This window comes from Aquirufa sp. ROCK2-A2 (genome assembly GCF_054558485.1).
Genome location: NZ_JBPXKA010000002.1, coordinates 121843 through 144463 on the forward strand (window position 1 = coordinate 121843; position 22621 = coordinate 144463).

A 22621-nucleotide genomic window follows, 5' to 3' on the forward strand; every position below is an offset into this window, starting at 1 on the left:
TAAAATGAGAATTTTGAAATGCAATCTATTTTAATAAACAAATTAAATTTTATTTTAAATTGAAATTTCAAGGAATAGGTTATTTTAAATTTTTAAAAAATAAATAAAAAATAAATAAAAAAATATTCCAATTTTAAGTATGTTAATTAAAACTCTATTAATTGTAAATAAATTATGCTTGGTGTAATAAAATGGTTTGATATAAATAAAGGATTTGGAGTAATTAAAAACCCCAATGAGATTGAATATTTTATTCACTCAACTGAAATATTAGATTTCCACGTGGACATTAAAGAAGGTACCATTGTTATATTTAAAGAACAAACAAATTCTATTTCAGATAAAAAATCAGCAAAAAAATGTAGAACAAATTTATATACTGAAGACTGGAAAGAATTAATGTATTATTTAGATAGCCATTCATCAGTTACTATTGAAATTAAAGTAATTAAAAGAGGGCATCGTGGTAATCCTTATAAAGCGATAGAATTCAAAACTTTTAATATTCTTCAAGAAGGAATACAGAATATTATATTGAATAATGATATTGAAGATATATTTAATATGATAACCGATTATTATGAGAAAAATTTACATACTAATTTATTTATATCATATTGTAAATTGATTGAGTCTTCTTTAAACATAAATATTCATGATTCAATAATTGCTGAAAAATTATTGAGCCGAATTTTTAATCACTTTGGTGTTTTTATAAATCATGAAATTCTTTTTGCATGCTGGAAATCACACAATTTTAGATATATAGGTTATGTAGATGCTTTAGATTTTCAAATCCCTGAAAATATATTTTTACAGAACGTAGAAGAATTAGGGATTAATGAATTTGAAAGGATTTTCAAATATGGTTTTAATAGTGATTTTGTTTTCAATTTATTGGAAACAAAAATTGAGAAATCAATTAATTTGGATGTGGACAATTATAATTCTCTATATAAAATATTGGATATCCCATTTGAAAAAGAATTAAATGCTCAAAAATTAAAGCTAGATCAAATTGTATTTAAAAAGATAAAAGAAAAAATTAATAAAGTGTCATTAAAATATAATTTGATTCCTGATTTTGAAATTTTAAATGAATTTACTTCAATAAAAAAAGAGTTACCTGCTAATCTAAACGATGAATTCAAAACTGAAATTATTTTAGACCTTGAAAAGTTAATAATAAACAAATCTTCAAGTGATTTTTTGATAGAATTATGGATTTCGGATATAACTGCCTCAAAGCCAAATTTAAATGATTCAATAAAGTATTTTATTAATCCTGAAATTACTAATAATAAAAGGATAAAATTTTTACTAAAGTCACCTTTTGAATTTCAACTTGAACTATTAAAACAATATTTAAACTTATACATGCGGGAAAAAGCGTATGAATTATTGAAACTTTATATTAAATCTATTAATAATTTAACCGGTGACATTGAATATGCTTCTTATTTTACTTCAAACAAACAATGGATAAAAAAGAAAGAACATGAAATCATTAAAACTTTTAATTTATCCGTTTTAGAAAATTGTAATGATATTGAAAAACTTGAACTTTTTTTCATCGGTTATATAGATGAAATTCCTCTCAAATTAGTTCTAGAAAAGCTCGATTCATTTAATATTGATCAATTTAAAGAAATTTGCACAACTAAAAAGTTTAAACAGAATGAATTAATTCAAATTTTTAATACTTGGCTAACGTTAAAATCAATGCAAAATATTGAATTAATTTTAACGTTAGCCAAAAGTGTTCTGAACAAGGTTAACTTTAAAAAAGTTGATGAGAAAATATTAAAGGAAGTAAGCGAAATAAGTCATTTTAACCTTTGGGAAACTGGTCTTTCTGATATTTTCCCAGAAAAATATATTATTTCACACCTAAATCACCAAGCAGAAAATTTTAAAAGTTTACAAAATTGGATAAATAAAGGTTTAGTTTCAAAGGATTTTATATGTAATCTATTATCAAATAACCTTGAAAGTTTACATTCCATTGATTCAAGACCTATTTTCCAAACAGTAATAAATCAAATTCGATGGATTTCAATTAACGATTCAAGCTATTTGACTAATATAATTAAATCTGAGAATAAATATTACAATCTAATTTTATGGTTTTTAAACAAATCTGAATTATTTGATTTTGAATTTCTTAAGGAGAAATTCATTTTATTTTCACCTAGCCAAGAAGTATTAATAATTAAAAAGCTATTTTTCCTTAAAGCTGAAAACAAATTTGATTTAACGGTCGACAAACTAGATAGTCTTTTTAGAATTGATTTTGACTTGTATAATTTAGGTAAGGAATATGACAATTCGGTTGATATAGATATATCATCAGATATATTAATTAAAAGTATAATATCATATTCAAAACAGAATAAATTTCTATCTGAGAAAGATTTATTAGATATCGTTTTAAGAAATTTTAAATTCAACAAAAATAAACGTTTTAAAATTGCGCACTATTTTGAAGAGTGCCAAGGAAGAGCAAAATATGAGTTCGATTATAAATCATCGGAAAATGGGGTAATTTTTAAAAAATTTTATAATGAAAATCAAGATTTTTACTTTGCAATTCGAAATAATTATTCGAATAATTCAGAATTTGCAAGTATTAAAGATACCATAAAAATGTTACCCAGTGCTAAATGGAATCCACAGGAAAAGCATTGGGGTATTCATTCTAAATACGAATCCGAAGTGTATGATTTTGGAAGAAAAAATAATTTTAAAATAAATACTGATGCTTCAAATATAAAATCTAATAACCTACACTTTGCAAAAATAGTTAGGTACGAAATACCAGATGGTATTTCATTTTGTGAAGGTAGACTAGCAAATAAAGTAGACAAATATTACAAAGTACCGTTTTGGTGGTGTGCGGGAAATGTTTGTTATAATCATTGTGAAACAATTCATGAAAAAAATGAATGGGAGAATTATACATTAATTGATTTTGCTGCAATTCTTGGATTTGATTTAGATGAAATTAATCATATGGGTGATTTTATTCCAAAAGGACAATACTATAAATTTACAGGTTTAATAAATCGTTTTAATAAGCTCTTAAATCATCTGTATTGCCATGAATGCGATGAAATTTTATACCCAATTCAAACTTCTCATTTTGCTGCAAATAATTATACTACTTTTGGTTGTGAAAATTTAAGTTGCAGTTTTCATAAAAAACCAATTTATTTAAATAGATGTGTTACAAATTCATGTGAAAATATTATTGATGATCGTATATCTAAAAGATGTCCAAATGGATTAGTTATATGTGACAAATGTAGTAGCTGCTGTTCTCATTACAATATGAAAAAGAGGTATGAGAATTTAAAATTAGTGGGTGGTTATATTCACCCAGAGTTTATTCAAAAAATCAGAAACAAAAAAGGGCATAGAGAACGAGGGAAGCATTTTTGCTATAATTGTTCAAATTTAATGTACGAAAAAGAAAATGAAATTTTTCATTGTGAAAATTGTAGAAAGGATTTTGATTTACGTAAATACAATTTTGATCGTACAAATAAGAACGATGAACAAGCTGAATTAGAAGAAGATACTTTTTTTAACGATTTTGATGATTTGTCAATTTAAAAGTATTTGTACTAAAAATAGTGAACAATTATCCATACATTCGAAGAAATATAAAATTCGTTGGATTCCAAAATCCTCTAGATATTATACCAGCAGGAACCCTAATCCTAGTTTCTTTAGCTAGGTGGTGGGCATCTCCAAACGATAATGAGAGAAGATGTTATTTACAACTTTCAGGATGGTACACAAGTAAAAATCATCAAAAACCAAATATTCAGGATTTTCCAACTTTTTAAGGAGATGATTTACCTTTTTAAGAATTGATTAAACAAAATTTAAAATAAATGGGTGCTTTCTTACTACTAATCATAATAATCATAATTTTTATTTTTTTAACAAATAATAATGGGGGGAAAGACACTTTAACTTCAAATATAGAAAATAAGAAATCTCAACTTTATAACTGCGGTGAAAATGAACTAATTGAATTTATTAGGACTAATCCAAAAAAAATTAGAGAATTTTTCAAATTTGTCTCTAGTACCGGAAATCATAGAAGTTATACTGAAATTTTTGAAACACGTGATTTTAGAATAGAAAAATCCTTTGATGATGATAGTTTTGAAACAAGAATAGCAGTTATCAAAAAATCAAGTGAAAAATGTGTTCTGTATTTGGTTGGATAAATAATAATTAAACCAATCTACAAACAACTTCGTTGGTACAAGTTGGATAGCTCCACGATTACTTACAAGAGGATATTGGTCGAGTTCAAGATTTGTGTCTATCATGAGTGGAATTTTTTACTTCCTTCAATTTACATAAAGGTAGTTTGATAGTTTTAAAAACAGAGCAGCAAATAAGAGAGCACAAGGGTATGATTTCAACGAATTATAATCCGTTAAGAAACCCATAAAATACAAATAGATTAATCTGGTTCGATTTTGATTCGATTTAGATTCATTAGTCTACTAAATTAGTCAACTATTGGGACCACCATTAAGTAAATTAAAAGCCTGTAACAAAAAATGTTATGGGCTTTTTTGTTTTAAAGATAGGGTTAAAGTTAGGGTTTTAAATTATCCTAATTTCATCTGCAGGGTATATAAATAGCGTAATTTTTAAAAGATTATAAGATCTAAATTTAAAAAAAATGTCAAAGACTTTACCATTTTCGTCCATCCCTCAACCAACAAAAAATCTTAAAAAACCTTGGGAATTACCAGCTTTATCTCCCTTGGATGTAAATGGAGGAATGCCAAGAGATCCATGGGAAAGTACTGTTGGACTTGTTTTTCCGAGTTAATTTTGGATTTAAGGAACCATCAAAATTTCAACAATCATCTCTTAATACTTCGCCCCTCTTCCTAAACCATCTTCAAAAGGATTGTTTTTTTGTTTTCCGCAAAGAGTAGCAAATTAGCTAACACGAAAAGGGTTTTCGATCGAAATGTGGGTTTGTTCAATAATAAACAATTTCTGATTCTCTAATAAGTTTCAGAATATTGAATAAATTCCCTTTTATTAAAAACACTCATTGGAAGTCTATTATCATTCTCATCACCCTAAAAATAGAAAGAATATCATTCAGAAGGTTTAATGCTATTTGCAACCTTTATTTAGGTATTCATTGCTGAGAATTCAAGAAAATATCAAATTGAAAAACAAAGCGAGATCCAATTTTTGAAGAACATTCAAATAGGCTTGTAGGATTATAAAAAAATCGACAATGTCATAACTGTCCAATATTTATCATTAAAAACAGGTGTAGATTGAACGAAAATTTTGAAAATGGAATATCGAATGATCTAGATAAATTCTATTATTAAGTGAAAATACGATCATTAAGGTTATTTCTAAACATTTTAATCAAGCTAATTAATAGAGGTCAGGTTTCTTTTAAAATAAATACTTAATTATTTGACGCAAAAATAAAGAATATTGAAGTCCATTTGCACAGTGACTAACTCCTATAACCAGGTTACCAATCAAGAAGAAATAAGTCAAACTTGAAATATGCTTAAAAGATAAAGTTTGATTTCCAGTATTCGATTCTTTATTCGTCAACTTAATTGAAAGTATCATTAAAAGTAAAGTAAAATGAATAAATAGCCATCTACCCCAATCCAGCGCGACAACAAACAATGGAATACTGAATAGGAAACAAATAACAATGGAAAACAATAAATCCATTTTCTTTGATATTCTTAAGTAATAAATAAGAAAGCAAAGCATGTAGGTTAACGATATGGAATATTTAAAATACCCCATGGGATATAACTTAATGTCGGAGATTAATTGATTGTAACTAGACCAACGTGGTTCAAATATGCCACCTTGTAGCTCAATATTACGCTCGTGCAAAATAGCTATACTATGGCCTTCATTAATATCTACCCCAAAAATCATTATGGCTAGTGCTGGAATTAATGTTGCTAACACATACCCAAAATTCTTTTTTAGGTTTTCGACACAATTTGAAAAAGACAAATTCGATTCCAGTAAAAAAAAATATGGGGTAAAAAACAAACTAAGTTCATGAAAAAAAGAGGCTATGAACAAATTAAACATGATAAAGAGTTTTTTATTAAAATTGTAACTCCCTTTATTTACCCAATGTGCGGCCATTGAAAAAATGGCTAAAAGTATAACTTCTTTCCTTCCAACGGCCAGCTTATCGTTTGCAAGAAACAAAAGCGTAAGCGGCGAAAACAACAATAACACATATCCCCAGTTTAAAATTTTTGTGCTTAAGATCCTTGCCAGATTAAACAACAAAATCAAATAAAAGGATATTTGGGAGAAAAAAACCAAATATTTTAAAGGTATATCAGTTAAATCCTGCAAAAGAAAAAAAAAGGAACCAGACAAGCCTCTTCGTTTAAAACCTCCGTCTTGATAATTAATTAGCCAATCACCCACAACATAATTATGCGGTAAACCGGATAAATCTGATTGATATAAATAGAAACAAATTAAAAAAAATAGTAAAACCAATGAGGACAAAAGAACGTATTTCCCGATTAAATCTTCTCCTTTGACATTATAACGGCTGTTCATTCTATCTTCTCTAAGGTTTATAAACCTCGGCTCAAAAGCTTAAAATACTTAAGACCAAATGATTTATTGCATGTAATATTGTATCTAGTCAAAATTCCCTGAAGGTGAATTTGATCTTAAAATAAAATTACCCATTCTTTTTTTTCTACGCAATCTTTGACTTTCATTAAAATGATGAAGTATTAAAAATGACAAATGGCGCCCAATTTTGGCAGTCTAGATGAATTTATTTGATACATCTTAAAATTTTAAACGTAATTATTTAATTACTCAAAATGGAAAAATTAATAGAATTATAGTTTAAACAATCAGCAATATCTGAGATGATCAATGATACATTTGTTATAAAAATCGAAAATAATCAGCTTTAACCAAAAATCATCGAGTTCATGAATCGGATTGCATCTTGTAAAACATGTTGGTTGGGATTCTAAACTTTCTAAATTCCCATTAAAGGAAATTCGATAAGGACAGTAAAACAAATACCTAAGCAAATACGTTTTAACAAAACCTCATTCACTATATTTGAGCCTCATTAGTATTGTTTTCTTCCCTTGAGGCATGAATTAAGATACGAAAAGAAAAAAGACACTAATTAAATTTTGGGCATATCATTTATTGAATCAAAAAAATGAAAACGACTTCACCTTTTTTTTACAGAGGATTCTTTGGATTATTATTCCTCCTTCTTATTCAAATGCAATCAGAAGCTCGTTCATCCCTGTATCAAACGACGGATTCCAGTTCCTTCCAACAATTCAAAGGAACTATTTTGGACAGCAAAACAAAGAATGAACTCATCTTTGCGAGTGTAACAATAGCAGAAACAACCATTTCCACTATTAGCAATAGCGAAGGTAAATTTTCGATAAAAGTACCGACAGAAAAACAGCAGTCAAACCTCATAATTTCATTTTTAGGATATAAAAATAAGGTGGTTCCCATCAAAGATTTAAAGCCCGAAAAAAATGTTTTGTATTTGGAACCCAGTAATACGATGCTCGAAGAGGTAGTGGTAAAAGTGAAGGATCCCCAAAAAACTTTTTTAGAAGTATTACAAAATCGATCGCAAAATTATGGAGATGCATCAATGGACTTGACCGGTTTTTATCGAGAAACTATTCGAAAACGGCGTACCTATGTCGCTCTATCTGAATCCATCGTTGACATTCAAAAACAGGCATATTCACTAGGTTTACCAGACAAAATCCATCTTTTTAAAGGTCGAAAAAATACAGACTACAGCAAATTAGACACCGTAAATTTTAAATTACAAGGAGGTCCTTTTTCCGCTTTGTACCTTGATTTAATCAAATACCCAAAATTCGTATTTACAGATGATGCATTCGAATTATATGATTTTAACCTAGAAGAGGATACCCAAATAAATGATGAAAAAGTGTTGGTTTTAGCTTTCAAACAAAAACCTATCGATGATAATCCTCTTTATTTCGGAAAATTATTCATTGACGCGAAAACACATGCTGTCATAAGCGCTAATTTCCAATTAAATGTTAAAGATAAAATCAATGCAGGACTTCTGTTTACTCGTCAAAAACCTGCTGGAGTTGTCATTTATCCCACCGAAGTCAAGTACCAAATTAACTACCGAAAACAAAATGGAAAATGGGTTTTTGCTTATTCGCGAGGGGATTTATCTTTTACATTAAATTGGGATAAAAGATTTTTCAACACTATTTATAACACCACATTAGAAATGGCCGTTACAGGATGGAAAAAAGAGGATAACCATGAGATCAAAAATTCAATCAAATTGCCCGACAATGTAATCATGTCGGATAAAGTATCTTCTTTGGCTGACCCAGATTTTTGGGGAGAATACAATATCATAGAACCTGAAAAATCCATTGATGCTGCTATCCGAAAAATTCAAAGAAAAGCTGTAAAATAGGATTCCTGTTTTTTCGACAAGTATTTACCATGTCAAGATGCTAATCACCAATCAATGCGTATTGATAACCGTTTTAATGAAACATAGAAAGCAAGGATATAGACCCGATATCAACGCTTTACATGATGTCATATATGTCGCTTCAAACTATTTTAGTGGCACCAACATCCTTCAAATCGGATTGATTTAAATATAGAATTTTAAATTATTTATTTTGCGAGAAAATCATTTAACTTGGAAGGAATTAAAGAAACCGATGAACAAGCTATTTTTAAGAAGTCTCATTTTCCTGCTGTTTAGCTATCCTATTTTTTGCCAAAATATTCAACTAAATCCTGAGAATAAGTATCAAACAATACATAGTTTTGGAGCGTCTGATTGCTGGTCGATCGCTATGGTGGGCAAAAATTATCCCCTAGAAAAGAAAAAGAAAATCGCTGAATGGCTTTTTAGTACAGAAAAAGATCAAAATGGCAACCCCAAGGGAATAGGTTTATCGATGTGGCGATTTAATATCGGTGCAGGAAGCTTTGAACAAGGAAATGATAGCAAAATAAATTCCGAATGGAGAAGAGCTGAAACTTTACTTAGCTTGGGGAAATATAATTGGACCAAACAGGAAGGTCAACAATGGTTTTTAGAGGCTGCCAAAAATTACCAGGTGCCTTATACGCTTGGTTTTTTGAATAGCGCACCAGTTGAAATGACCAAAAATGGCCTTGCCTTTGGAAATGGACAACTCGGGGAATGGAATTTCAATAAAGATAAAATAAATGAGTGGTCGATATTCCTTTCGGAAGTTTCCAAACATTTCCAGTTTACCTACATTAGTCCGTTTAATGAGCCTCAATGGGATTGGGGTCCTAATAAATCAGGTAAGGCTTCGCAAGAAGGTAGCCCAATCAACAATCCGGATATCGCATGGGCCGTTAGAAATCTTGCCTCCACCTTTCAAAAAAATAATACTCCAACGACCATCGTTATTCCCGAAGCAGGCCAACTCAATTATTTGTTCGCAGAAAAAACAAATCGACCGAACCAAGACCAGCAAATCGAAAGTTTTTTTTCTCCCAGTTCTCCTCATTATGTTGGAAATATTCCGAATGTTGAAAAAATAATCAGTGGGCATAGTTACTTTACCACTTCACCTGAAAAAGTGCTTACTAGTACTCGAGAAGAAGTACGTAAATCAACTTCTACATTTGGACTTGGTTTTTGGCAATCGGAATACTGTGTTTTAGGTAATAATGCTGGAGAAATAAACGGTAGTGGAGTAGATCTTGGTATAAAAACCGCATTGTATGTTGCAAAAGTAATTCATGCTGATTTAGTACATGCCAATGCCTCTTCTTGGAGCTGGTGGCTAGCAGTTAGTGCAAATGATTACAAAGATGGATTGATATATACCTTCCATGGAACCAATAAAGGAGAAAATGACGGCAATAAGTACGATGCTGATCTTTATGATTCCAAAACCCTTTGGGCTTTAGGAAATTACTCGCTTTTTGTACGACCAGGTATGCAACGCGTGGAGGCGACCATTCAACAACCCAATTGTTTAATTTCTGCTTATTCAGATTCCAAAACAACTGTTTTGGTCCTTATAAATTCAGGCGAGTCATGTTTGATTGAATTACCTAAAAATTTACCCCATCAAAAAATTAATAGCTATACAACTTCCTATGATCAAAATTTAGCTTATCAAAGCATTCTTTCTAATCAAATTACCCTAACAGCTTCATCCATCACAACGATTCTTTTTGAATGAGTTCTGCTTATTGAAGGTAGATTTTTTACGATATCATGTTTCAACATGTAAAATAGTTCCTTTACTCTTTCCAAATAATCGGAATAACCACTTCATTTTTTCTACCCCAAAATTGAAATGGAGCATTGTAGCCTAAAAAGGTATAATCGCCAGCCACTTTTATTCCTTTAGCTTGAATTAATTTCAATAAATAATCACGTCTTTCTTGAATCTTTTCATCATCTGCATATCCACCAAAACCAATGACAGCCACATATTGTGGACTTGATTTAACAATATGCACATTGGCATCTTTGGGTTTAGGTAAATCCGTTTCTTTGTATTTTTCAGGCATCACAAAGCTCATGGTTGACCCTTTATCACTGAGTTCCATCCGTACAGGTGCTGTCATGGATATACTTTTTCCTTGGTCGTTGCCTCCAAAGATATACCCTGCCAATTTCTTGAAACCGCTACTGGCTACTGACTTGTAATTCGTCCCCTTACTGTAAATTTTAGCAAATGTAGCAGCAGGGTAAAACCTGATTTCAAATTGCGAATCTTTGAACACAAGTCTGAATTTTTGGTTTTCAATCTTCCAATTATTGCTCAATAATTGATAGGATTGAAGCAGGAGAAATAATAAGCTAATGCTAGCAATAAGGTAAAAAGCTTTCATGAAAATAGAAGATGATACAAGGTGAAATGGAAGGCAAACAAATTGCCTTATTATAACAATAGACACTATACAATTGTTTCATCTAAAAAAATTGCCTTCGCTTTTTTAATCATGCGAATTAAGCGACAAAAACCTTTCATACAAACTATCTTTAGACTCATTTATACCAACGCTTAATCTGAACGAAAGATTTGAATATAGTAACAAGGCGGAGCTTTGCCAATGCGCATGGTCGATGTGCGTCTGGGTCAGAGGAGTTAGATGTGAGCGATTGAAAATCGTTCAGTCAGTAGCATTTGATTGATTCGTCTTGGATGAAGCAAAAGAAAAAAGTTTTTTTGTTTTTTTTCAAAAAAAGAAATACCGTAGAAAAAGTATTAGCCCTTAAATTGCATTTTAATCAAGGATCTGACTTCTTTTTGAATTATTTATACTAAACTTATATTTCTTATTTCAACCCTTGATTGGCATTAATAGTACAGAAATCATGAATTCAATGAAAATTATCATCCTATGTTTATTGGGCACCTCCGTTTTTTGTTTTGGCCAAAAAGCACCCTTTCTAAAAAATGTCATCAAGTTTCACTTAGGCGCATCCGTTAACCCTCGCTTATTAAACGAAAATGAAGCCTACCGAGCCATCGCTATCGATGAATTTACCAGCATTACCGCCGAAAATCACATGAAAATGATGCTTGTTCATCCTGAATCTGAGCGTTTTGATTTTTCGAAAGCAGATGAAATCGTGCATTTTGCCCAAGCGACAAATAAGCGAATTCACGGACATACCTTGGTTTGGCATAATCAAGTTCCACAATGGATGAAAGATTTCCAAGGTGATCAAAAAGCTTGGGAAGAATTATTAAAAACGCACATAAAAACCGTTGTTCAACATTTTAAGGGCAAAGTTGCTGGATGGGATGTAGTGAATGAATCGTTTTTAGATGATGGGAGTTTGCGGCCCACCATATGGGCAGATCACATACCTGATTACATTGCCAAAAGCTTTCAATGGGCTCATGAAGCCGATTCATCTGCCATTCTTTTTTATAACGATTATGGTCAAGATGGAAATCCCAAGAAAATGCAGGCAATTCTATCATTGGTTAGGGAATTAAAGCAACGCAATATTCCCATTCATGGACTTGGACTACAAATGCATATAAATGTACATGCAAAAAAAGAAGATATTGAAAAGGTAATTAAGGAATCTGTTCAAACTGGATTGGTTATCCATTTTTCAGAATTAGATATCGCTGTGAATCCAAAAAACCAAGTAGAATTCATTTATGATGCGCTAGCTCAATCCAAACAAAATGATTTATTCACTTTTGTATTTAAGTCTTATCAGTCTATTCCATCCAAACAACAATACGGAATCACCTTTTGGAATATCTCTGATAAAGATTCTTGGCTGCGCGGTTATTTCAAACGACCAAAGGAATATCCCCTATTATTTGATGAGAATTACATCAAAAAACAAGGATACTATACCTTGTGGGATGTCTTGAAAACTAACTAAGCTTTAACTATTTAAATCAACTAACTATGTTCATCAATAACTGTTGAGTAGATAGCCAAAATAGAATTTGTACCACTTTAGGTAAAATGGTACAACATAAAAGTTTTATACCTCTTTAGTACCTTTTGATTTAATAGGTTTGTATTTGGGCGTCAATGTCCAATGTAAATTAACTTAATCAATTATATCATGAAAAAAATTATCTTACCCCTCGTTTTAGGAACAATTCTATTCACTTCATGTGAAAAGAAAGCAGAAACAAAAGAAGCTTTCAATTTAGATTCAACCAAAAAAGAAATTGAAGCATGGCAAGAAAAATTTGAGGCTTCTGTCAAAAATAAGGATTCTGTAGCTTTCTCCAATTTATTTTCAGAAGATGCAGTTCGAATGGCACCTAATTCAGTTCAAGTTGAGGGAAGAGCCAATATCTTGAAAAGTGTTGTCGAGCCATTAAAAGTAATTGGATCAACCAATCTTACCAACATAGATGCCATGGGAGATGAGCAAACAGTTACGACTTTTGGAACTTACGAACATTTCTTAATTGATGGAACTTCTATTGATAAAGGAAAATACATGGGTATTTTCAAACGAATAGATGGCAAATTAGTTGCAGTAAGAGATATTTGGAATTCAGATGCACCCGCAGCGGCTCCAGCTTCTAAATAATTTGAAATACTATCAATATTCATTAAAAATAAAAAAACACCTTTCTCTTTAAGTGGAAGGTGTTTTTTTACTATTGAAATGAGAAAATATGTTGAATATAATATTAAAATTTCAAACAATAATAATTATGATAAAAATTAAACGATTTAGCTTAAAAAACCAGCATCCGCAACTCCTGGTCCACCTGCTAAGGTTTTCTTTTTCACTGAAACCATTTCTAATTCAGGTTTTTCCCAAGATTCTTTCACATGAACTTCGGATAATTGTTTTGGGCTCTTTTCCATTTTTTAAAATTTAGAATGATAAATATAATTTGATTGAATCTTAGTGAACGATTTAACTATAAAAAAAACCATCGGTACTTACTCCTCCTGGATTAAATAAGGTTTTCTTTTTCACTGAAACCATTTCTAATTCAGGTTTTTCCCATGATTCTTTCACTGGAACTTCAGATAATTGTTTTGGGCTCTTTTCCATTTTTTAAAAATTTGAATGATAAATATAATTTGATTGAATCTTATTGAACGATTTAGCTTAAAATTGTAAAATCAGTTACTCCAGGTCCACCTGCTAAGGTTTTCTTTTTCACTGAAACCATATCTAATTCAGGTTTTTCCCAAGTTTCTTTCACATGAACTTCAGATAATTGTTTTTGGCTCTTTTCCATAAGTCGATATTAAAGGTAGGAAAATATTAATAAACCCAAATTTTAAAAAAATAATCAATTAAAGCAACTTATAATCACAAAATCTGAGGCCATATTTCCTCCGGTCGCTATTTCTCCATCGCATGTTAACCAAGCATGTGCCATTAATTTCTCCAATGGATCTTTCTTTACTCCAAAATATAAATAGGTAGTTTTCCCTCTCCTGTCCAACATCCATTTGGCTGTCACCGCTTGTTCAAAACATTTGGTCCTCCAAAAAGAATACCTAGAAGCACGTTCTATGGCTTGATTATAGGAAAAGTATTCATTGAGCATCTTATTGGGTTCATTAATAGACTGATGAAGAATTGGTCGACCTATCAGTTTCATCAAGTCCCCAAATGACAGAATTAGTATACATAATCGAGCTAAAGCTATGAAAATCCATGCTTCCAAAAATAAACCTATTTCCTGCTTACTATACTGAATATTCATTCTGAATGATGCTTTCAATTTGGGATACTAAATCTTCTGGATTACAATGGGGTGGCCTGTGCACAACGACCAATTTTGCATTTTTCAAAATAGATACGAGCATTTCATAATTTAAGGCTCTCAACGAATTACTATGCAACATATTGGGTCTATATGATTGTGCGATAAATTCTTTAAATGCATCTCCTCCATGTAATTCCTCATATTCAATGTGGTCAATTTCTTTGATTTTCAACACTAAAATTAACTTAATGGAATAGGGATTTTTATCAAAATGTTCATGAAAAAAGAATCCAAATTTTTCATAGCCCGGTTTAACGACGAAAATGCGGCTTTCAAACAATTCGCTTTGTAATTTTTGTATCGCATCATCCCATAATTTAATCATTGGATAAGAAGCTCTAGCTTGGATTTTTTTATTTTCGTCCTGCTCCAACACGATGACGTCATCACTAAAAATGGAATATCCCAATTTAAACAAGCCAGAAACGGTCGTCGATTTCCCTGCACCTGAATCACCCGATATAACCACTAGTCCATTTTTCCATTTAATGGAAGAAGCATGAAGAGGTATACAATTCCTTTGGTGCAAAATAGCCGCCATAACGGTTGCTAGTATATATATTCGGATTGTTCGCTTATCCACATTTGGAACACTTTCTACGATAATCTCTTTTCCATCAAATGCATAATACTTCGCTACATTTTCGACATGCAAAACGTATTCCTGGTCATTGATGGACTCATGTAATTCATCTATTAAAGGTTCGGATTTTAGTTTGGTCGGAACAATGCCATTTGAAATCATCAAATCCAGGTATTCAAAATCAAAAGACACAAATTCTGGAAACTCTATTTCTGATTGAATAAATAATCCAAAAGCTAAATATTGATAAGACATAGATACAATTCAAAATAAACCTTACCACATTTGAATGTCGAGAAAATCGAATAATTCCTCTAATCAATTGTGAAAGTAAAAACAAAGAAAATGATTATTTAATAAAAAATACTTGATGTTTCAATTCAATCAAATTAAAAATGTAAAAAAAATGATCATTCTAATCTATTTCAGATTCATTAAAAGGAAGGTTGAATTTTTCCAAATTTAATTAATAAAAAGATGAGGTATAGAAAATGTTTTTAAATGGCTAACTTTATTGTGTTAAATTCAACTTATATCATCGTCTTAAATTCGAAATAAATTCATATAATTGAAAAAATGATGAAATTTCCACCGATTACAATTATTTTTTATGAGCTCCTTAAAAAATCTACAATTAAATAGCCTAATTTCTAGAAACAGTACGAATATCATCTGCAATGTACTGCACGATGAAATTGTCATCATGGACTTAAAAAATGGAAATTATTTAAATCTCAATCGAATAGGAAGTTCGATTTGGAATAGGATTGAAAATCCCATTCTGGTTCATGAATTAATTAATCAATTGCTATTTAAATTTGAAGTGGAAGAACAAGAATGTCAAAACCAGGTTTTTGAATTTTTGAACACATTACTCCAACACGATTTATTGGACATTAAATCCTAAATCCCAAACATATCATAAACGAACTTCGAAATAAGCATTTTATTTATCAAGTTCAAATACCCTATCAACATGAGTTTACTACTTGGTATTGTCTATTTAGATGAAGCTAATGCAAATGAATCCTGCATAGAAAAAATGCTGGAACCATTATCTAAATTCCCTCATGAAAGCATCAAAATTACCAAAAACAAAGAGTCTAGTTTTGCCAAAATGCTAACATTTGGAACGGCAGAAGATGTCCATGATGCTCTCCCCTTGTATGAAAGTGAAAGCGACGTACTGTTTGTAGGTTTGGGTAGAATTGATAATCGAGATGAATTGATTAAGCATTTATCCTTAAGGAAAGAGGAAGAAATGTCTGATGCATATATCATGTTACAAGCATATTTAAAATATGGAGATCAAGTTCAATTTCGATTAAAAGGCGATTGGTGTTTAGCTGCCTACCATTACCCTACTAAGAAATTGTATATTAGCCGTGATACCATGGGGTATACATCCTTGTATTTTTATCAAACAAACGAATATTTCGCCTTTAGTTCTTCGATTAAGTCTATTCTCAACCTTCCGGGACAAAATTTTAGATTAAATGAAGAAAATTTCATTTCCAATTTAACACTGTGGCGAATTGAAGAGAAAATTGAGCAAGGCATCACATTCTACCAAAATGTATTTTATTTGCCAAATGGATATTCTTTATCCCTGACAAACTTTCAAAGAAAATTACAAAAATATTGGCCTTCACCCAAAATCACTGAAATTCATTATAAAAACCCACAAGATTATATTGAAGAATTTTTGGAAATTTTCCAAGTAGCCGTTCAGCGTCGACTACGAAGTTATAAACCAGTAGCATCCATGTTAAGTGGAGGATTGGATAGTAGCAGTGTCAGCTATATTGCTGCTGATTTATTAAGGAAAGACGGCCTAAGCTTAACAACTTACAGTCATATTCCCTTTTATAAAGACTCACTTCTCACCAATCCCTTAGCTAGACTAAGAGAATTAGATGAACATTCAAATATAAAAGCGATAGTTGAACATTCAGGTAATATTAGACCTAATTACTTGACCTCTTCTGATTTTTCACCTTTGAAAGGTGTTGAAATGGGACTTGATATGTTATCAGGGCCTTTGCATGGCGCTTGCAATCTCTATTGGATTCTAGACATCTTTGAATCAACGGCGAAAGATGGATTTGGAAGTATATTAAGCGGTGAAGGGGGTAATGGTTCTATATCTTTTGGAGGGGTCGACTATTTATTACCACATTCTTTGGAAAGATTGATCAAACATCCTGTTCAATATGTAAAAAACCAAGTCTTAAAACCAATCATATTCCATAACTTTAAACGTTTTTGGTTTAGAAAAAATCCAGTATTACTCAAATATTTGCATAGTATGTACATCAAACCAGATGTATTGGATTCCTATGATATAGTTCAAGATATCGAAAAGAATGATCTCAATTTTCAAAAAATTTTCACAACACCCTACGAAGCAAAAATTAGATTTAATCTCTTCTATATATCTCGTAGTATATTAGGTGCCGAATTAGGGCAATACCATGGGATTGAATTAAGAGATCCAACTACGGATATAGATTTAATGAATTATTTTTTCCAAATACCTAATAACCAATTAATTGATTCCAATTACCAAAATAGAATGCTTGTGAAAAAAATGATGAAAAATAAATTACCCGATCAGGTATTATTTGCCCCTAAAAAGGGTTTACAAAGTTCTGACCTAACACCTCGAGTTTTGAAATACAATAATGAATTGTTTTCTCTTTTTGACTCATTCAAAAACAGTAGAATGGCTAATCAAATTTTGGATTTAAAAAAATTGGAAGGAGATTTAGCCATATTTCAAGCCAAACTAGAAAAAGGTTCGGCATTTGAAAAACAACAAAAAATCTTAAAAACAATGCAATTTGCTAACTTTTTGAAACAATTCGACTAGTGTATTGACCATTTTCTCTCCATGATTATTAGCCATTTTTTTATGACAGTTTAAACTGTAACCTTTACCGAAATGATTCCAATACATACAATCGAAAAAGAATTTGATGCAGAAATTGCCTTAATCATTGTAAGTATTAGAGGGCATTTTAAGACTTCAGATTTGAATGAGGTTTCTACATACATTGAAACACACCAAATCAATTGGGAAAATTTCATCATATATACAGAATATCATAAAGTACAGACAATCGTATATCCAGTGATTCTAGCTTGTGGAAAAAAAAATCATCATATTGAACATTTTAAACATACGCTTCAACAAATTACACTTAGGAATTGGCAATTAGCCAAAGAAACTGAAAGAGTCATTGAACTTTTTCAAAGTGCTAATATCCAAGCTATTCCATATAAAGGAACAGCCTATTCTCAACAATTTTATGGAAATTTAGTTTCCCGTTATTCTTCAGACATTGACCTGTTAATTGATTTGAAAGATGTAAAACCATGTGTTGATCTTCTTAAAAAAGAAGGATATATTCCTGAACATGATAAGGAAATCATCCATGGGTGGAATACTGAATTAGAAAAGCAGGAAAATGAATACAATATGGATTTATATCAAAATGACCTACGACTTTTCCATGTAGAATTACATTGGAGCATAGGAAATCCAATCATTCATTTTTCTGATGAAGTAACCCTTCTCATGGAAACCAAGCCAGAAGGACAAATCTTAGTTCAGAAAAATATAACAAACTTGACAAATGTTTCGCATTTACTAGCGATGCTTTTTCATCATGCAGGTAAAGATGTTTTTAATTTAATTAGAAATTTGATCGACATAGCGCAGGCCTCCCAAAAATTGAATCCTGAAGAACTGGAAAAATTTCAAACCAATATTGAAAAAGTAGGTCTATTAAATTCTTATGATTTAGTTGGCAAACTAATTGATCAATTGCTTGGAATACAAATTCCTAACATATCATCCAAAAATATTTCTTCTAAAACTCAAGCTTACTTTTTAAAAACACTACTTGATACCTCCAAGTGTCAAAAAAAACCTTCACAATTGATCAGTGTTTATCAATGCCTAATAAAGCGAATATTATTACTAGATGACAAATCCAACATGTTCAATGCCATTATTCGCCATATTAATTTGCTTGTCAAACCAAGTATTTCAGATTATCACTTTTTCTCTCTTCCTAAACAACTCCATTTTTTCTATCTGATAATACGACCATTTCGAGTATTAAAAGAGCTAATATTCAAATCATAATCAGTTTTAATGGCAAAAACTTTATCATTGCGATTCTTACATTTATCTGGAATTGTGAATACAATTATAGTAGGCTTCATTGACAAACTTTATTTCAGAAATTTAAGGTAAAATAAAGTTTCCCCTACTCCTTTTGCATATTGTACATCAAGGTTTGAATTTTCCATTCGCTCCCTACTTTAATCAACAAAAAGGCATCCACTCCTTTGTGGGTAAACTTTCCATTTAAATAGAATTCATAAGGCACCCAAGCACTCGCAATTTCATGATCAATTAAAATTTCTCCCCAAGAACTTACACGCTCATCCATTTCTCCAGCCTTTCTACTCCGTACATTTTGCACAAATTTGGCAATAGGCACTTCTCTGACGATATTTCCTTCCGGCCTAACCTGACTCACATGCAAAACTGCATTAGGAGTAAAGCAAGTGCTTAATGCCAATGAATCCACCGACTTCATTGCTGTAAAGGTTTTCAAAATCACCTTTTTAATATTTTCTTGATCGTCCTTGCTTGAAGGAGTTTGCGCTTTGGTTATAAAAGAACTTAGTAAAATACTTACTAAAAGCACTAAGATATGTTTCGTTTTCATGAATCTAAATTAAGGGTTTTGTGAGACATGTGGAAATTATTTGAAGAGAGAAAACTGGAAGAGAGAAGATAGAAGAGAGAAGATAGAAAAGAGGAAAGAGAAAAGAGAAGAAGAAAAGAGTAAAGGAGAGAAAAGAGTAAAAGAGATAAGATACTGTCAAACATAAATGAAAGACTTAAACAGGAAACTAAATTATTATAAGATGGAATTTCAATCAAAATGTAGAAAGCCATTTAATTTCGTTAAATTTATGGATTACATTAATAATCAACGACTTTGACATTTAAAGAACTTGGACTAGCAGATAGTTTATTAGCAGGAATTGATTCCATGGGCTACAAAACCGCTACTCCCATACAATCCCAAGTAATTCAACCCATTTTAGAGGGAAAAGATATTATCGCCTCCGCACAAACCGGAACAGGAAAAACAGCTGCATTTTTATTACCCATCGTGCATAAATTAATCACTGAACCTCATTCAGAGAGTAAAATAAATGCTTTGGTCATCGTGCCTACCCGTGAATTGGCCATCCAAATTGCAGATAACATGGAAGGATTGGGTTATTTCACCAATGTAGGTTGTATCGCCGTATATGGTGGTGGGGACGGCAATTCGTTTACTACGGAAAAAACTGCCTTAACAAGTGGAATTGATATTGTGGTCTGCACGCCGGGAAGAATGATCGCTCATTTAAATATGGGCTATGTTAATTTAAAAGAGGTTAAATACCTCGTTTTAGATGAAGCTGATCGGATGCTTGACATGGGTTTTCAAGATGAATTAATGAAGATCATTTCATTTCTTTCTCCTGAACGTCAGAATCTATTGTTTTCTGCTACCATGCCGCATAAAATGCGGGAATTAGCTCGAAAAATTTTGCACCAACCTGTTGAAATCAACATTGCTGTTTCCAAACCACCCGAACAAATTATCCAAAATGCCTTCGTGGTTTATGAAACACAAAAAGCACCATTGGTAAAATATTTATTAAAACTTAAGGACTATACCAGGGTAATTATTTTTTGTTCCAAAAAACAAAATGTTAAGCAGTTAACAGCCGATTTAAAACGCGCCAAATTTAGCGTGGAAGAAATCCATTCCGATCTAATGCAAGACCAAAGAGAAAAAGTCATGCAGGATTTCCGAAACAAAAAACTGAAAATTTTAGTCGCCACGGATATTTTGAGTCGTGGAATAGATATCGATGAGATTGAATTGGTGATTAATTACGACGTACCCAATGACGGAGAAGACTACATTCACCGAATTGGACGTACTGCCAGAGCGGAAAGTGAGGGAACTGCTTATACATTGATTAGTCCAACGGAACAACGAAAATTTGCGACCATCGAGACTTTATTGGAAAAATCCGTAGAAAAAGCGATAGTCCCTAAGGAATTCGGCGAAACACCTGAATACCAACCAAGTGCACAAAAAACCTTTGATAAAGCCAGAAAATTTTCACCGGGTGGGAAAAAACCAGGGAAAAAATTCTGGAAAAAGAAATAATTTACGATTTGGATGGTCTAACGCCTGTATTGGCACCTTGACTCAAACTGATATCGACTGGTTGATTGGTTTTCCATGACCCTCTAGTGAAATCAGGAACATCCATGGATCGAGAACGATTATTGACCGAAATCTCACTCAAAGGAACAATGGAACTCCATAACGCTGCATCATATACGTCTTGATCCAAAGGAAGTCCATTGCGTAGACAATCGATCAGTCGCCAATCCATCATAAAATCCATTCCTCCATGCCCGCCAATTTGTTTGGCTAGTTCACCAATTTTAGCGACAATGGCAGGTGCATATTTCTTTTCCATTTCAGCCATTTGTTCCGGTTTGATCCATTCATGGTGATGATCAGAAATTCGAGCTTCTGGATATTTCATCGCAACTCCATTGGTCCCACTCAGTAAATGTATGCGTGAATAAGGCCGCGGACTCGATACATCGTGTTGCACAATAATGGTTTTGCCAAGATGGGTTTTGATGGTGGTAGTATTCATATTACCCCTAAATTTTTTATCGATAAACTGCTTGTAATAAGGATCTTTTTCAGCCAATTCTTTCGCTTTTTTTTGCATGGAAAAATCTTCTGATTGAACAGAAACTAAATAATCCATTTGATCACCTCTGTTGACATTCAATAATTGGCAAATGGGTCCTAAACCATGGGTTGGATATAAATTGCCATTTTTCAAATTAGCCTTCAAGCGCCAATTATCATAATACTGACCTTGCTGAAAATTAGCATCCAATAAATCATGGATATAGGCTCCTTCCACGTGCAACAATTCGCCAAAATAACCTTGACGAACCATGTTGAGCGTTAATAATTCAAAGAAATCATAGCAGCAATTTTCAAGCATCATACAATGCTTTTTGGTCTTTTCTGAGGTTTCGACCAATTGCCAGCATTCTTCTAAAGTTGTGGCGATCGGCACCTCACATGCAACATGTTTGCCATGCTCCATTGCATAAACAGCCATTGGAGTATGTAAATACCATGGAGTGGTGATATATATCAAATCGATATCCGTCCTTTGGCACATTTCTTTCCAAGCATCTTCCTTTTCAGTGTAAGTGATAGGGCTAATATCCATTTTCTTCAAGGCTTTTAACGCATTCGCCACTTTGCCTGGTCGAATATCACAAATGGCCACGGTTTCTACATTAGCAATTCGGTTCACCCTAGTTACGGCCCCAGAGCCACGATTTCCCAAGCCAATAAATCCAATTCGGACAGTGTCTATTTTGGGAGCCGCATAACCCGACATATTAAATGTCTGATTGGGCTTTTTCATTAATTGATTGATTTGCGTTTGTGCCAAATCGCCTGATTGCGCGACAGAAAGTGATTGACTTAATCCAATCGCTGAAAGACCTCCTATTTTCAGGAAATCACGTCGGTTATTTTTCATGTTATTTTTAAGT

General features: G+C 31.9%; 20 protein-coding genes. 11 read left to right on the forward strand and 9 right to left on the reverse strand.

The genetic code is table 11. The annotated features are described in order from the left end of the window. The first annotated feature begins 174 nt into the window (after positions 1-174). The 3 genes from V7S76_RS03745 to V7S76_RS03755 all read left to right on the forward strand — a co-directional run bounded on the left by V7S76_RS03745 (position 175) and on the right by V7S76_RS03755 (position 4861). Positions 175-3615 (forward strand): S1 domain-containing protein, encoded by a 3441-nt coding sequence (locus tag V7S76_RS03745; RefSeq protein WP_459508700.1) that lies wholly within the window; start codon positions 175-177, stop codon positions 3613-3615. Between the two features lie 284 nt (positions 3616-3899). After that, entirely contained in the window at positions 3900-4241 is a 342-nt protein-coding gene (locus V7S76_RS03750) for a hypothetical protein (protein ID WP_459508701.1), read from the forward strand. Between the two features lie 467 nt (positions 4242-4708). Beyond that, positions 4709-4861: a hypothetical protein gene (locus V7S76_RS03755; protein ID WP_459508702.1), complete on the forward strand. Its 153-nt coding sequence runs from the start codon at positions 4709-4711 to the stop codon at positions 4859-4861. 593 nt (positions 4862-5454) lie between these two features. Here V7S76_RS03755 and V7S76_RS03760 read toward each other — a convergent pair. Continuing rightward, positions 5455-6615 (reverse strand): hypothetical protein, encoded by a 1161-nt coding sequence (locus V7S76_RS03760; protein ID WP_459508703.1) that lies wholly within the window; start codon positions 6613-6615, stop codon positions 5455-5457. Between the two features lie 631 nt (positions 6616-7246). Between V7S76_RS03760 and V7S76_RS03765 the strand changes: the two genes are divergently transcribed. Beyond that, positions 7247-8527: a carboxypeptidase-like regulatory domain-containing protein gene (locus V7S76_RS03765; RefSeq protein WP_459508704.1), complete on the forward strand. Its 1281-nt coding sequence runs from the start codon at positions 7247-7249 to the stop codon at positions 8525-8527. Between the two features lie 256 nt (positions 8528-8783). After that, complete coding sequence (locus tag V7S76_RS03770; RefSeq protein WP_459508705.1) at positions 8784-10295, forward strand: glycoside hydrolase; 1512 nt, start codon at positions 8784-8786, stop codon at positions 10293-10295. A 61-nt stretch (positions 10296-10356) separates the two neighbouring features. On the opposite strand, the gene V7S76_RS03775 is transcribed toward V7S76_RS03770, so the two are convergent. Continuing rightward, positions 10357-10953: an SOUL family heme-binding protein gene (locus V7S76_RS03775; protein ID WP_459508706.1), complete on the reverse strand. Its 597-nt coding sequence runs from the start codon at positions 10951-10953 to the stop codon at positions 10357-10359. Between the two features lie 496 nt (positions 10954-11449). On the opposite strand from V7S76_RS03775, the gene V7S76_RS03780 reads away from it, so the two are divergent. Next, a complete protein-coding gene (locus tag V7S76_RS03780) occupies positions 11450-12475 on the forward strand; it encodes an endo-1,4-beta-xylanase (RefSeq protein ID WP_459508707.1) in 1026 nt (341 codons plus the stop codon). 189 nt (positions 12476-12664) lie between these two features. After that, the gene (locus tag V7S76_RS03785) at positions 12665-13144 is read left to right on the forward strand and encodes a YybH family protein (protein WP_459508708.1); all 480 of its coding nucleotides are present in this window, start codon (positions 12665-12667) and stop codon (positions 13142-13144) included. 146 nt (positions 13145-13290) lie between these two features. Here V7S76_RS03785 and V7S76_RS03790 read toward each other — a convergent pair whose 3' ends face one another. The 5 genes from V7S76_RS03790 to V7S76_RS03810 are packed head-to-tail and all read right to left on the reverse strand — an operon-like array spanning position 13291 to position 15186. Further along, a complete protein-coding gene (locus tag V7S76_RS03790) occupies positions 13291-13428 on the reverse strand; it encodes a hypothetical protein (protein WP_459508709.1) in 138 nt (45 codons plus the stop codon). 52 nt (positions 13429-13480) lie between these two features. Further along, positions 13481-13621, reverse strand: a complete 141-nt coding sequence (locus tag V7S76_RS03795; RefSeq protein WP_459508710.1) for a hypothetical protein — start codon at positions 13619-13621, stop codon at positions 13481-13483. Positions 13622-13673: 52 nt separating this feature from the next. Beyond that, on the reverse strand, positions 13674-13811 hold the full coding sequence (locus V7S76_RS03800; RefSeq protein ID WP_459508711.1) for a hypothetical protein: 138 nt from the start codon (positions 13809-13811) through the stop codon (positions 13674-13676). 54 nt (positions 13812-13865) lie between these two features. Beyond that, positions 13866-14285 carry a lasso peptide biosynthesis B2 protein gene (locus tag V7S76_RS03805; protein ID WP_459508712.1) on the reverse strand — a complete coding sequence of 140 codons (420 nt, stop codon included), beginning with the start codon at positions 14283-14285 and terminating at the stop codon, positions 13866-13868. Beyond that, a complete protein-coding gene (locus V7S76_RS03810; protein ID WP_459508713.1) occupies positions 14269-15186 on the reverse strand; it encodes a phosphoenolpyruvate carboxykinase (ATP) in 918 nt (305 codons plus the stop codon). The genes V7S76_RS03805 and V7S76_RS03810 overlap by 17 nt, the downstream gene beginning before the upstream one ends. A 355-nt stretch (positions 15187-15541) precedes the next feature. Here V7S76_RS03810 and V7S76_RS03815 point away from each other — a divergent pair, with 355 nt between their 5' ends. The 3 genes from V7S76_RS03815 (at position 15542) to V7S76_RS03825 (ending at position 19084) form a co-directional block, all read left to right on the forward strand. Then, positions 15542-15838, forward strand: a complete 297-nt coding sequence (locus V7S76_RS03815; protein WP_459508714.1) for a lasso peptide biosynthesis PqqD family chaperone — start codon at positions 15542-15544, stop codon at positions 15836-15838. 69 nt (positions 15839-15907) lie between these two features. Next, positions 15908-17803 carry an asparagine synthase-related protein gene (locus tag V7S76_RS03820; RefSeq protein WP_459508715.1) on the forward strand — a complete coding sequence of 632 codons (1896 nt, stop codon included), beginning with the start codon at positions 15908-15910 and terminating at the stop codon, positions 17801-17803. Positions 17804-17875: 72 nt separating this feature from the next. Beyond that, the gene (locus tag V7S76_RS03825) at positions 17876-19084 is read left to right on the forward strand and encodes a nucleotidyltransferase family protein (protein ID WP_459508716.1); all 1209 of its coding nucleotides are present in this window, start codon (positions 17876-17878) and stop codon (positions 19082-19084) included. Positions 19085-19208: 124 nt separating this feature from the next. Here V7S76_RS03825 and V7S76_RS03830 read toward each other — a convergent pair whose 3' ends face one another. Beyond that, positions 19209-19676, reverse strand: a complete 468-nt coding sequence (locus V7S76_RS03830; protein WP_459508717.1) for a nuclear transport factor 2 family protein — start codon at positions 19674-19676, stop codon at positions 19209-19211. 276 nt (positions 19677-19952) lie between these two features. Here V7S76_RS03830 and V7S76_RS03835 point away from each other — a divergent pair, with 276 nt between their 5' ends. Continuing rightward, the gene (locus V7S76_RS03835) at positions 19953-21188 is read left to right on the forward strand and encodes a DEAD/DEAH box helicase (protein WP_459508718.1); all 1236 of its coding nucleotides are present in this window, start codon (positions 19953-19955) and stop codon (positions 21186-21188) included. 1 nt (position 21189) lies between these two features. On the opposite strand, the gene V7S76_RS03840 is transcribed toward V7S76_RS03835, so the two are convergent. After that, the gene (locus tag V7S76_RS03840; protein WP_459508719.1) at positions 21190-22608 is read right to left on the reverse strand and encodes a Gfo/Idh/MocA family protein; all 1419 of its coding nucleotides are present in this window, start codon (positions 22606-22608) and stop codon (positions 21190-21192) included. Positions 22609-22621 lie beyond the last annotated feature (13 nt).